The sequence below is a fragment of the Bacteroides sp. genome (assembly GCF_029057325.1).
Classification (GTDB): domain Bacteria; phylum Bacteroidota; class Bacteroidia; order Bacteroidales; family Bacteroidaceae; genus Bacteroides.
On record NZ_JAICZW010000191.1, the window covers coordinates 1 to 13,085 of the forward strand.

At 47.4% G+C, this 13,085-nt stretch carries 8 protein-coding genes; all 8 read left to right on the forward strand.

The features are described 5' to 3' along the window. Positions 1 to 559: 559 nt before the first annotated feature. The 8 genes from K2G43_RS12725 (at position 560) to K2G43_RS12760 (ending at position 12,754) form a co-directional block, all read left to right on the forward strand. The gene (locus tag K2G43_RS12725) at positions 560 to 1,645 is read left to right on the forward strand and encodes a DUF3575 domain-containing protein (protein ID WP_300155821.1); all 1,086 of its coding nucleotides are present in this window, start codon (positions 560 to 562) and stop codon (positions 1,643 to 1,645) included. Beyond that, positions 1,642 to 2,580 carry a DUF5119 domain-containing protein gene (locus K2G43_RS12730; protein WP_297643622.1) on the forward strand — a complete coding sequence of 313 codons (939 nt, stop codon included), beginning with the start codon at positions 1,642 to 1,644 and terminating at the stop codon, positions 2,578 to 2,580. Before K2G43_RS12725 ends, K2G43_RS12730 begins: the two co-directional genes overlap by 4 nt. Positions 2,581 to 2,619: 39 nt before the next feature. Beyond that, the gene (locus K2G43_RS12735) at positions 2,620 to 4,044 is read left to right on the forward strand and encodes a fimbrillin family protein (protein WP_300155824.1); all 1,425 of its coding nucleotides are present in this window, start codon (positions 2,620 to 2,622) and stop codon (positions 4,042 to 4,044) included. 258 nt (positions 4,045 to 4,302) lie between these two features. Continuing rightward, positions 4,303 to 7,449, forward strand: a complete 3,147-nt coding sequence (locus K2G43_RS12740) for a fimbrillin family protein (RefSeq protein WP_300155827.1) — start codon at positions 4,303 to 4,305, stop codon at positions 7,447 to 7,449. A 121-nt stretch (positions 7,450 to 7,570) separates the two neighbouring features. Further along, a complete protein-coding gene (locus K2G43_RS12745; RefSeq protein ID WP_300155830.1) occupies positions 7,571 to 7,963 on the forward strand; it encodes a hypothetical protein in 393 nt (130 codons plus the stop codon). Between the two features lie 77 nt (positions 7,964 to 8,040). Next, positions 8,041 to 10,197, forward strand: coding sequence for an elongation factor G (locus K2G43_RS12750; RefSeq protein ID WP_297643626.1), 2,157 nt, complete (start codon positions 8,041 to 8,043; stop codon positions 10,195 to 10,197). Between the two features lie 308 nt (positions 10,198 to 10,505). Beyond that, positions 10,506 to 12,044, forward strand: coding sequence for a HAMP domain-containing sensor histidine kinase (locus K2G43_RS12755; protein WP_300155833.1), 1,539 nt, complete (start codon positions 10,506 to 10,508; stop codon positions 12,042 to 12,044). A gap of 8 nt (positions 12,045 to 12,052) precedes the next feature. Further along, the gene (locus tag K2G43_RS12760) at positions 12,053 to 12,754 is read left to right on the forward strand and encodes a response regulator transcription factor (RefSeq protein ID WP_297643629.1); all 702 of its coding nucleotides are present in this window, start codon (positions 12,053 to 12,055) and stop codon (positions 12,752 to 12,754) included. Positions 12,755 to 13,085 lie beyond the last annotated feature (331 nt).

Here is a 13,085-nt window from a genome sequence, read left to right on the forward strand (position 1 = left end):
TTCTTCGGACATTCTTCGGTCCTAGGGAGTGGAGTTTGTCCGAAGAACGTCCGAAGCCGAATAGGCTCTGGTAGGGGTCGGATAGGGAGCCGATAGGGGAGAACAGAGAGAGGAAAGGGAAAGACCGTTTTTTTCCGGGAACGTTCCGATCGCGAAAAGGGAATGGAAAACATTTTACATTCAGAAAGAATTCTTCTACAACAACATATATGCATAAGCGTATTGACTTTACCTCCTTTAACACCCATAAATGGCAAAGTCATGATTAGCTATTTTCTCAAAAAAACAATTTGTACTATTTAACATAAGAAAAGTTGCTATATTTAAATTTTACACATAATTTTGCGCCATTATTACAAAATACACTTGAAAAGCATTTGAAATCATAAACTGATAACTTGTAGTTTGGTTAAACAATATGGCATTTATTGGGTATCGGACAAAATTCAGTAATCACGGAGGAATGTTGGTGTTTCTTCTCGTTTTTTTATGCACTTTGCGTGTTGGCGCCATGACTTCTCGCTTCCCATCGGATACATTGTATCGCGATTCTGTATGTATGTTTACAGAGAAAATCTTGTTCCCGAAGGCTTCTGCTGTCGTATCGTGTGATTTTGCCGGAAATCAGTTTCATGTCGATTCCATCTGTTCGTTTCTTTCCCATGCCGATATCCGCGACTTCCTCAGTGTAAAGATTATAGGCTCCTATTCGCCCGAAGGGCAATATGTTTTCAATACGAAGTTGGCGCAGGCGCGTGCATTGGCTTTGGCCGATGTCGTGAAAGGGTTTAATGCGGCTGTCACTCCCGTCACATCTATCACACATCCCACGCAGGAGGGAGTACAGGCTTACATGCGACAACGTTTTGCAGAGTTGCAGGTTGTCTATCGCAACAGTTCCGATAGTACGGATGATGCGGTCGTAAACGATACGCTCTCTGCGGTGGCAAACGAGTTGCAGGTAGCGGATGATAGTGCGGCGGTGACTGATTCGTTGCAGATGAAGCCTGTAACCGATTCATTTTCAAGTAGTGATAATCGTTTTGGGGTGGAGCCGAAGGAGGAGATTCCTTTGTCTCCTGCCGGGCATGCGTCCGGCAGCAGGCTGTTTCTCACGACCAATCTGCTGTATGATGCGGCTCTTGTCCCCAACATCGGTGTGGGCATCGGCATTACGGACAGGGTCACGCTGCTGGCCGACTGGATGTATGCGCGGTGGAGTAACCGCGACAAGAGGCGCTATTGGCGAATCTACGGAGGCGATGTGGAGGCAAGATACCGTGTGGGCAATTCCCACAAGTGTTCGCCGCTGGGAGGTCACCACGTGGGTATCTATGGCTCGATGGCGTGCTACGACTTCCAGACAGGGCGCGACCATAGAGGAATCTTGTCCGATAAATACAATTATGCAGTAGGCTTGTCCTACACCTATTCGCTGCCCGTGGCCTCCCGGCTTCATATAGACTTCAGTCTTGGCGTGGGCTACTTGTGGGGCATATACAAGAAGCATACGCCTATTGACGATTGCGACGTGTGGTTCTCGACGAACAAGCTGAGGTGGTTCGGTCCCACTCGCGCTGGGGTGTCACTCGTCTGGATGTTCGGAAAAGCGTATAACGACCGGAAAGGAGGGTTTGACAGATGATGCGTGCATGTTATATTTCCCTGTATTTGGCGGTTTCCATGCTTGCCGCTCTGATTTTTGCGGGTTGCGACCAGCGTGAACTTTGTTACGACCACACACACACGATGCCGGTCAGCATCGAGTTCGACTGGACCGATGCGCCCGATGCCGCTCCCGCTACCATGGTTGTGTGGTTTTTCCCCGTTGACGGCTCGCAGGGATTGCGCTTCGAGCTTATGAGCAGCGAGGCGGTGTCGCGTACATCGTTCAACGCTGTGGTGGAGGTACCGGTGGGTACATACCATTTGGTGTGCCATAACGGAAGTACCGAATTCAACGTCGAGCAAGGCTCGAACTTCAACGACTATATGGTGACCACCTACGATGTGAATGTGCTTGCGGGAATGAGCCGTAACGAGAACGCCCCTCTTCCCGACGGCGAAGAGATGCCGGTGAGGTCGCAGGCAAGTCCTCTGTATGCCCACACGCTCAGTGAGACGCTGACGGTGGACGAGGCGAGCGAGACAGCGCACAAAGTGGTGTTCAGACCTGCCGAGGCTTCGATTGTCTGCGATGTCAGCATCACCCATGTGCAGAACCTCTCTTCCGACATCATGTTCAGTGCCGTCCTTACAGGAGCCTCCGAAGGGTGGTATGCCCGTCGGCAGGAAGCGACGGAGACCCGTGTCGCGGTGCCGTTCGCCATTGACCCCTCCGGACCCGACTCGCTCCACGGAACGGTGGTGCTGTTCGGGCTGAACGGCAGGCAGAAACTCAGAATCTATACTTCCTACAAATACTATTATGATTTTGATGTGACCGACCAGATAGAGGAAGGCAAGCATCACATCAATATCGACATCGCGGGCATCAAGTTGCCGGAAACACCGCCTACGGGAATGCGCCCCGGTGTCAGCGACTGGAACGAGGCGATTGAGGAAGACATCACCATGTAATTGCTTTAATAAACCACCAATATATTTGATACAAAAAATATGAAAAAAAGACTCATTCCTTTTGCAGCGGTGGCCGTTATCATGGCATCCTGCTCCAGCGAAGATGTGCTCGAGGTCAATCCCGAACCCGCAGGACAAGCATTATCGTTCAGCATTGCCGTCGGGCATACACGCGCTACAGAAACTACAATCAGCAACCTTGGTGATTTCAAAATAGCGGCCAAAGGCGTGCATCCTTCGGGAGGTGTTTTCAACAGCTTCCTTATCGGTTCTACCACCGACGGTGAACAGGCGTCGCTGAAGGATGCTATTGGGAATAACGCCACTTCCGGGGTATGGGAACTTGAAAGAGATGTCTATTGGCCCACATCGGTGGATAATGCTCTTTTCTGGGCCTGGACTTGCTCGCAAGTGAAGGGCGGCCAAAAAAGCGATGTGTTGCCTTCCGGTAAATTCGATTTCACAGCGCCGAATAAGGTTAAGGTAACAGGCTTTTCTCCTGCAAAGACGGGACTGAAAGCTGCTGACGTTTCACAAGATATGTGGGCTGACGGATTGAAACAGGTTGATTTTGTTACAGCATTCAAGCAAGCTTCGAAAACGGCGAACGTACAACTAAATTTTGAACATGTCCTGTCGCAGATTGATATCGTGGCAAAGTCGGAGGGCAAAGCGGCTACCGATCACCGCATTGTCAGAATCAAGGGGGCTTGGCTTGTAAACACCAAAGACAAGGCTGATCTGGAATCCGGATTTACTTGGAATACTGAAACTAAGGAGGCTACACACGACTTAGGGTGGACAAAACATGACTTTAAGGATGCGAAGAGCCAATTCTCGGCTTACGGTTCTTTCTATGAGGAGCCGAAAGTATTGGAGAGTAGTACCAGCGAGCAAAACCTTTTGGGAGAAACCCTGATGCTTATCCCGCAGGAAATTGCCGAATGGAAGAACGGCAATGAACAGGGGGCATATATCCTTCTGCTCTGTCGCGTGGAGCTTAAGCACGATGGCACAACTCATACAACTACTCCTGAAAATCCGGGTGCGGATGATGATATAGCCATTTATGGCGACAAGCATTATCATCAGCAGTTCCCTGTAAATGCCAATAAGAAATTTGTCGAAGGCGAATACGGCTTTGTCTTCGTCCCTGTAAAAGCGACTTTTAAGATGGGCAATAAATACAAATTCATTCTTGACATCTGCGGTGCTGCCTCGGGAGCCGGCTACTATCCTCCGAAAGGAGATGATATATACAAAACACTTTTGCCTACTGACGATGCGGGCAACCTGATGAAGTTTACCACTAACTGGGGTCATGAAACAAACCTGACTATCGTAGAACGTCCGTCGGATGTGGATATGGGAGCCCTTGTTCTCAACGAGCCAATCAAATTCGAAGTGAGTGTTTCTCCGTGGGATGAGAATAGCGATTGGACAGAAGGTGACGTTGGTCTTTGATTTCATCTCCTAATTGAAAAAATACACGGAGAGAGTGTGTCGGAAGCCCGTGTATCGGCAGACCGGCATACTCTCTTCAAATCATTATCATATAACTTAACTCAAGTTCCGCAAGTTGCTTTCAGTGGACAAGTGAACGAGCAAACAAGGGTAGAAGGCTCTTCCGGCTGCCTATCTTGTGAAAAAGATGCCGGTGGAACCCTGAGCCATTTCTCCTTGTAGCCTTGTCAACTTGTTCACTGACAGCCTATCGAAGATGTGCGAAACTTAAATCTGACTTTTGAAATGAATGGCAAGTATAAAGGAATAGGCGGGAAGTCGGTTGCAGGACTACTGCTATGTTTGTTAGGCGTGCTGACGGCATGCGAGGACGATTTCGGCAAGAACGGTCCGAATTCGGGTGCACTGACTATGAAAGTGGCAGTGCCGGAGGGGTGGACTTCCGGAATTGCCGTTGACGAGAGTTCTCCCGATTCGCGTTGCGTGTCGGTGGATGCGGCCGCCTCCGAAAGCGCTATCCCTTTGTATCTGCATACCATCGAGTCGGATAACGCCGTTGCCGTTCCCTCTACAAGGGGGGCGCTTAAGACAGCGGTGGAGAAATTCACGATGAGCGCTATCTGCTACAAAAGCGAAGACGACATTTCCGGCTATACTCCGAATTTTGCCCACGATCTTACTTGCAGGGTAGGAGGCGATGGAACAGCGTCTTGTTCGGAGCCTCTGTTATGGCCTGCGAATGGGAATGTACGCTTTTTCGCGTTCGCACCGCTCAATGAAGACCCCACCAAGCCATTCGCATTGTCGGGTGCCGATGCTATCGGTTCGCCTACCATCACCTATACCGTCCCCGACAAGATTGCCGACCAGTACGACCTTATGGCTGCGTGCACCGATGCAACGTCGCCTGCCGTTAAACTGGAATTCCGCCATATACTGACGGCTGTAAAAGTTGTTACGGCCAAGGATATGATTCCGGGAACAATTACCAAAGTGACGTTTTCCGGAATACCGAACAAAGGTACTTATACTCCGGGCACAGGTATTGATGAAGACAAATGGGTGATTGACAAGACATCGAAAGGCGCTTCCTATACGGTGGAGCGCGACGTTACTATCGGAGGCGGCTACCAAGGTTCCGGAGATAATGTAGTCGGCACGGACGAAGGCGGCAAAGAAGTCATCGGTGAGACCGATAACCTCACGTTGCTGATGATTCCGCAGATTCTGCCCGAAGGAGCAAAACTTGAAGTGACGTTCAAGGAGGACTTGAGCGGTAAGGTATATACGCTTTCTGCTGACCTGAAAGGAAAGACGTGGCTGGCAGGGAAAATCTTGACATATTCCATCTCTCCGTCAAGCATAAATATCCAGCCGGTGGTAAAGTTCAATAAGAAACCGGACGATACTTTGCCTTATTCAGGCGTGTGGCACGATGTTGAAGTCAGTGCCTGTGTTTGGGTGACTAAAGAGAGGAGCGAACCGGAGATAAGGGCATCTCAGATTCCTGAAATTCAATACTCTTTTGATGACGGTAACACCTATTCCTCTAGTAAATTCTATGATTCGAATGGAAATGAACTGAAAGCAGCGGCATCTGCCGGGAGTTCGAATGTTAGAGCCGAATCGGAAACTACTAACGAAAAGAATATGTGTATCCTTGAGCCTCAGTCTGATTTTAAACTTTTGCAAGGAGAACTTAATGGTGATTTTGATACCGACAAGGTGATTAACCTATATGAGGAGAGCGGCAACGAATCTGCCAACTGCTATATGGTGGATAAGCCCGGATATTATAAGTTTCCGGTTGTTTATGGAAATACTTATAAAGATGGACGTTTAAACGCTACTGCCATAACTATTGATGATCCTGAGTCAAAGAATGGTATGCTTTATTATCCTGATTATAAAGGTGACAAAATTGAAAACTACAATATTAGCGAAGGCAAAGATGCAGTGCTCGCTTGGCAGGATGCGCCCGATTTGATTGATGATATTAAGTTTATCGAAGGAAATCCGTCTTGGGTGCAATTCAGGGTACGCAAACACTCCATCACTCAGGGAAATGCCCTTATTGTAGTAAGGGACGCAAGCGGTGTTATCGTTTGGAGCTGGCATATATGGGTGTCACAGCATACGAAAGCCTGGAGAGCCGGTAGTAGCAATTGCCGTCCGGTAAAATCAATCTATAAGAATGGTGATAATTATGAATTTACCGGAAAGAAATATTATTTGGCTGATGTTAATCTCGGCTATTGCGACCCGCATGATGGTAATGATGAACGCAAGTTCAAAGTCCGGTTCAAGGTCACTGTCAACAATAGTGAGATTATGGTGACCAAATATGAATCCGATGGGACAATAATCAATACAAAGGAGCAAGAATTCACACAGGCGGAGTTCAAGGGCTCGTTAGCCGGTGATAACACCTACTACCAGTGGGGACGTAGTGCGCCGACACCGGGAGGGATATACAATGAGGGTACACCGAAGTATTATTATAAAAGCAATGACTATTCGGAATTGAATATGGAGAACAAACCCTTATTCTATGACGATGGAAACGATTTGTATAGTTTCGGACGAAACCCTTCAAGCACAAGTTTTGATTCTGCGAATGACACTGAAAAAGGTGTGACTGTTGATTGGGCGATACAGAATCCTCATGTATTTAAAATGAGTCAATATGATAAGGAATATGCTGGTGATATGGAAAACTATAGAGACCACTGGCATAAGTTTATTAAAGGCGATTTTAGGCCGGCTTATGCGGTTGAAGGTGCATCAGTGCTATTTCAGATGTGGAATCCGCAGGCGACAACGGTTAAGGATATAAAAGAAGATGTGGCCAAGTCGGTTTACGACCCTTGTCCTGCAGGTTATACCGTGCCGCCGGCAAATCTGTTTTCGGCTTTTGCATATAGCAGTACGTATGGTAGATATTGTGTATATAATAATAAAGTATCTTCTGTTGACTATAAAACGGATGTAGTCCCATGTGATAATTATACATGGCGTGTGACTGTCAATGACGTTTCTTTTGATTTCCCTGCAACAGGAATGAGAAATAAAAGCTTAAGATATAATGACTTCGCTACAGTGAAATTAGCGTCATCTACACGAGCTGATAGTGGTGATCCTTGTAATTTGAGAGATCAGACATATCCTGCATTTAGAATGCTTACTTACTTATCTTCTTCCACAATGGGGAGTAGCGGTCAAGTGGCCCTATTCTATATTGATAGCCGTCATTACACCAATGAGGCGGGCAAACGGTTAGGAGAAACGGGTGAGAAAAGTCTGAATATGTTTCGCAGTAACAATGAGCCTGCGATAGCCTGTAATCAGTCATCTGCCAACTCCTACGGATTGTCTGTGCGTCCAATGAAGGATATAAATAAATAGAATCTGTTGGCAGAATTAAATCAACAAGGAAATTGCTTCTGCAATTTCCCCTATATTCCCCGGTTTGACAGACACTTGCGTCTGTCGTCTCAAACACTTGTGTCTGTCAGCTTGAACACAAGTGTTTGTCACGCTGAACACAAGTGTCTGTCAGCCTGTTTTTAAATATCTGGTAATTAGTGTACTAAAATATCAGAAATCAGCTTTGCAGATTAACTTCGCCAACGGGTGCAACAGAAAATTAAGTGGTGAATTTCGCAATTCAGAATGGATGGATTTGTATGTTTGGATTACAATGAGAACCGGAAAAGAGTGCGACTTCATTGTTGTGAGCGATGCCGTACCCCGGTTGGCTATTCAAGTATGCTATGATTTGACCGCGGAAAACAGAAGAAGGGAAGTGGGCGGCTTGCTCAATGCACCGGCTTTCTTCCGGATGGCTGAAGGAGTGAAAAAACAGCCTAATCTGCCACGTATGTTTTATAACATCCCTTTTTATGTTGCTTATCTTTGAATTAATGCCTAATTTGCGCCTCACAAAAGTTAACGGCATCCTTGTATGCCAGGTTATTCACTTAAAATCTTAATATCATGAAAGTATATCAGACAAATGAAATCAAGAACATTGCCCTCCTTGGCAATGACGGCTCAGGTAAAACCACTCTCACGGAAGCGCTGCTCTATGAGAGTGGTATTATAAAACGTCGCGGCAGAATCACGGCAAAGAACACGGTCAGCGATTATTTCCCCGTGGAGCAAGAATATGGATATTCGGTGTTCTCTACGGTTTTTCATACGGAATGGAACGGCAAAAAGCTGAATATCATCGACTGCCCGGGCAGCGACGACTTTGTGGGCGCCGCCATGACGGCACTCAACGTGACCGATACCGCCATTCTGCTGCTGAACGGCCAATACGGTCCTGAGGTGGGTACACAGAACCATTTCCGCTATACCGAGAAGCTGGGCAAGCCGGTCATCTTCCTGGTGAACCAACTGGATAGCGAGAAGTGTGATTATGACATGGTGCTGGAGCAGCTGACGAGCATCTATGGCTCCAAGGTAGTGCCCGTGCAATATCCGCTTGCCACAGGACCGAACTTCAATGCGCTGATTGATGTACTTTTGATGAAGAAATACTCGTGGGGTCCCGAAGGGGGTGCTCCCACCATCGAAGATGTTCCGGCCGAAGAGATGGAAAAGGCTACGGAAATGCACAAGGCACTGGTAGAAGCCGCTGCCGAGCACGATGAAGGCCTGATGGAGAAATTCTTCGAACAAGACTCGCTGACAGAAGACGAGATGCGCGAAGGCATCCGCAAGGGGTTGGCTTGCCGCGGCATGTTCCCGGTGTTCTGCGTATGTGCAGGAAAAGACATGGGTGTGCGCCGCTTGATGGAGTTTTTAGGAAACGTAGTGCCGTTTGTGGACGAAATGCCGCCGGTGCACAATACACGTGGCGAGGTGGTGAAGCCTGATTCTGAAGCTCCTACCTCCCTCTACTTCTTCAAGACTGCCGTAGAGCCGCATATCGGCGACGTTCAGTACTTCAAGGTGATGAGCGGAAAGGTGCATGAGGGTGACGACTTCACCAATGCAGACCGTGGCTCCAAAGAGCGCATCGCCCAGATCTATGCTTGTGCCGGTGCCAACCGCATCAAGGTGGAAGAGATGGTGGCCGGCGACATAGGCTGTACGGTGAAACTGAAAGATGTGCACACCGGCAACACCTTGAACGGCAAGGGGGCTGAGAGCCGCTTTAACTTCATCAAATATCCTAACTCCAAATACTCACGTGCCATCAAGCCGGTGAACGAGGCTGATACGGAGAAAATGATGGTTGTCTTGAACCGCATGCGTGAAGAAGACCCGACTTGGGTGATTGATCAATCCAAAGAGCTGCGTCAGATTATTGTGCACGGACAGGGAGAGTTCCACCTGCGCACTTTGAAGTGGCGTCTGGAAAACAACGAGAAGTTGCAAGTGAAGTTTGAAGAGCCGAGAATACCCTATCGGGAAACCATTACGAAGGCTGCCCGCGCCGATTATCGCCATAAAAAGCAGTCGGGTGGTGCCGGCCAGTTCGGTGAGGTTCATCTGATAGTGGAACCCTATTATGAAGGAATGCCGATGCCGGAAACCTATAAGTTCAATGGTCAGGAGTTCAAGATAAACGTGAAGGGCACGGAAGAAGTTCCGTTGGAATGGGGCGGCAAACTGGTGTTTATAAACAGCATTGTGGGTGGTTCCATCGATGCGCGTTTCATGCCGGCCATCCTGAAGGGCATCATGTCGCGCATGGAACAAGGTCCGCTGACCGGTTCGTATGCCCGCGATGTGCGTGTCATTGTCTATGACGGCAAGATGCACCCGGTTGACTCCAATGAAATCTCCTTCATGCTGGCAGGTCGCAATGCTTTCAGCGAGGCGTTCAAGAATGCGGGCCCGAAGATTCTGGAACCGATTTATGATGTGGAAGTGTTCGTTCCGTCGGACAAGATGGGTGATGTGATGGGTGACCTGCAAGGACGCCGTGCCATGATTATGGGTATGAGCAGTGAGGCCGGTTACGAAAAGCTGATTGCCAAAGTGCCTCTGAAGGAGATGTCTTCTTATTCTACGGCGTTGAGCTCGTTGACAGGTGGACGCGCTTCGTTCATCATGAAGTTTGCCAGCTATGAACTTGTTCCGAGCGACGTGCAAGATAAGCTGATTAAGGAATTTGAAGCAAAACAGGCAGAAGAATAACATTGTCCATCGGTTGGAGTCTTTGGGAGTTAACTTCCTGTCTCCTAAGTTCCGATAACAAATATTAAAGCCGCCGTTACTTTTTAACGAAGTGACGGCGGCTTTTTTGCCATTGCCGATAAAGAATAGGGTGAAGTGTGAATTGGATAATTAATTTTTTATTAAATTTGCAAACCAAAGAGCGTTGTTTTTGTTATAATGCTTGTAGTGAAATCTAAAAAACGTTCTTCGGTTAATTTGCGAGAATGGTCGGTTAAATCAGGTTAATCGGTTAGGAGCGTTCATTAGGGAGCGTTAATTTTGTGACTATGAAAAAGTCAACGATATGGATATTAGGCATCGTAATGGGTCTTTCCTTCCTCAGTTTGCTGTATCTGCAAATCAGCTACATCGAGGAAATCGTAAAGATGCGTAACGAGCAATTCGATGAATCTGTGAAGCGTGCCTTGATGGTCGCTTCAAAGGGAGTAGAGTCTGCGGAGGTTGACCGTTGGTTGCGGGAAGACATCTCAGAAGCGGAGAAGAAAGCGTGGGAACAATCGCAAGGCAACGGAACGGTGCAGACGCGGCGGTTTATGATGACGGCACCGGACGGCTCTGTCAGTTCTATCGAGCTGAAGACCTTCAATGGCGAATCGCCGGAATTGCCCCGAGCGATGATTTCGCGCAAGCACGGGACGAAAACAATCCCTCAGACTTCGCGCTCACAGGTAGAAATGATAAAGAACCGTTACCTCTACCAGCGTGCTTTGGTCGATGAGGTGGTTTGGCAGATGATTTACCGGGCCAGTGACAAGCCGATTGAGGAGCGTGTCAACTTTAAGAACTTGGACCAGTATCTGAAAGCCGGTTTGATGGACAACGGCATCGGTGGTATGGATTATCACTTCCGGGTGATAGACCGGGATGGCAGGGAGGTTTACCGCTGTTCGGATTATAGCGATGAAGGGAGCGAAAGCTCGTACTCACAGCCGCTGTTTCTGAATGATCCGCCTGCCCGTATGAGCATTGTCAAGGTGCATTTTCCAGGCAAGAAGGATTATATCTTCGATTCGGTCCGGTTCATGATACCGTCGTTGATATTCACCTTTGTATTGTTGCTCACCTTCATTTTCACGATTTACATCGTGTTCCGGCAGAAGAAGCTGACGGAGATGAAGAATGACTTTATCAACAATATGACCCATGAGTTCAAGACGCCTATCTCGACGATATCGTTGGCGGCGCAGATGCTGAAAGACCCGGCGGTGGGAAAATCACCGGCCATGTTCCAGCATATATCGGGGGTCATCAATGATGCGCCGAAGCGGTTGAGATTTCAGGTGGAGAAGGTGCTCCAGATGTCTATGTTCGACCGTCAGAAGGCTACCTTGAAGATGAAGGAGCTGGATGCCAACGAACTGATAACAAGTGTGATAAATACCTTTACACTAAAGGTGGAACGCTACAGCGGAAAGTTGGAATCGGAACTGAATGCTACCGATCCGATAATCTTTGCCGATGAAATGCACATCACCAATGTGGTCTTCAACCTCATGGATAATGCGGTGAAGTATAAACGGCCGGATGTGGACTTGCAGTTGCTGGTGAAAACCTGGAATGAACCGGGCAAACTGATGATTTCCATTCAGGACAACGGCATCGGCATCAAGAAAGAGAATTTGAAAAAGATATTCGAGAAGTTCTACCGCGTGCATACGGGTAATCTGCACGATGTGAAAGGCTTCGGATTGGGACTGGCATACGTGAAGAAGATTATCGTGGACCATAAGGGAACCATCCGGGCGGAAAGTGAACTGAACGTGGGAACTAAATTTATTATTGCATTACCTTTATTAAAAAATTGATTGATATTATGGACGAGAAACTGCGTATTTTATTATGCGAAGATGACGAAAATCTTGGCATGCTTTTGAGAGAATACTTACAGGCAAAAGGTTACGCTGCCGAGTTATATCCCGATGGAGAAGCAGGATACAAGGCTTTCCTGAAGAATAAATATGACCTGTGTGTGTTTGATGTGATGATGCCGAAGAAAGACGGATTTACTTTGGCGCAGGAGGTGCGTGCAGCCAACGCCGAAATCCCCATCATCTTTCTGACGGCAAAGACGTTGAAGGAAGATATCCTGGAAGGATTTAAAATAGGTGCTGATGACTACATTACCAAGCCGTTCAGCATGGAAGAGCTGACCTTCAGAATTGAAGCCATCTTGAGACGTGTGCGCGGAAAGAAGAATAAGGAAAGCAACCTTTATAAGATTGGTAAGTTCACCTTCGACACACAGAAGCAGATTTTATCTACTCCTGAGAAGCAGACTAAGCTGACTACCAAAGAATCGGAATTGCTGGGATTGCTTTGCGCCCATGCCAACGAGATTCTGCAACGTGACTTTGCGCTGAAGACGATCTGGATTGATGATAACTATTTCAATGCACGTAGCATGGACGTATATATCACGAAGCTTCGTAAGCATTTGAAGGAGGATGATTCTATCGAAATCATCAATATCCATGGAAAGGGTTATAAACTGATTACTCCGGAGACAGAGCCTTAATGGACTTTTGATGAACACAGGGAACGGAGGTAGAATGTATGGATTCCGCGCCTCTATGTTTCTGTAACGGTATTTCTCGGTAAGGAAATACAAGACATAAAAAAGGCGGTCGCATTTGCGGACCGCCTTTTTTATGTCTTTTTTCTTTCGATATCAATCGGCAATTCTCTTGTTGATGACAATGTAAGAAATCAATCCTATTACAACCAAAGCGGCTGATGAACCCAAAATGGTGTTGTTGTTAACATTGCCGGTGAAGGCGCATGCGATCAGGATTACAGCACCTACCAAGATTAATATCAATCCCAGATTTTTTAATAAGCCTTTCATG

Excerpts from the sequence above, each read along its gene's own strand:
- K2G43_RS12725 (WP_300155821.1), top strand. The coding sequence starts at position 560 with ATGTTTACAGAGAAAATCTTGTTCCCGAAGGCTTCTGCTGTCGTATCG.
- K2G43_RS12730 (WP_297643622.1), top strand. The coding sequence starts at position 1,642 with ATGATGCGTGCATGTTATATTTCCCTGTATTTGGCGGTTTCCATGCTT.
- K2G43_RS12735 (WP_300155824.1), top strand. The coding sequence starts at position 2,620 with ATGAAAAAAAGACTCATTCCTTTTGCAGCGGTGGCCGTTATCATGGCA.
- K2G43_RS12750 (WP_297643626.1), top strand. The coding sequence starts at position 8,041 with ATGAAAGTATATCAGACAAATGAAATCAAGAACATTGCCCTCCTTGGC.
- K2G43_RS12755 (WP_300155833.1), top strand. The coding sequence starts at position 10,506 with ATGAAAAAGTCAACGATATGGATATTAGGCATCGTAATGGGTCTTTCC.
- K2G43_RS12760 (WP_297643629.1), top strand. The coding sequence starts at position 12,053 with ATGGACGAGAAACTGCGTATTTTATTATGCGAAGATGACGAAAATCTT.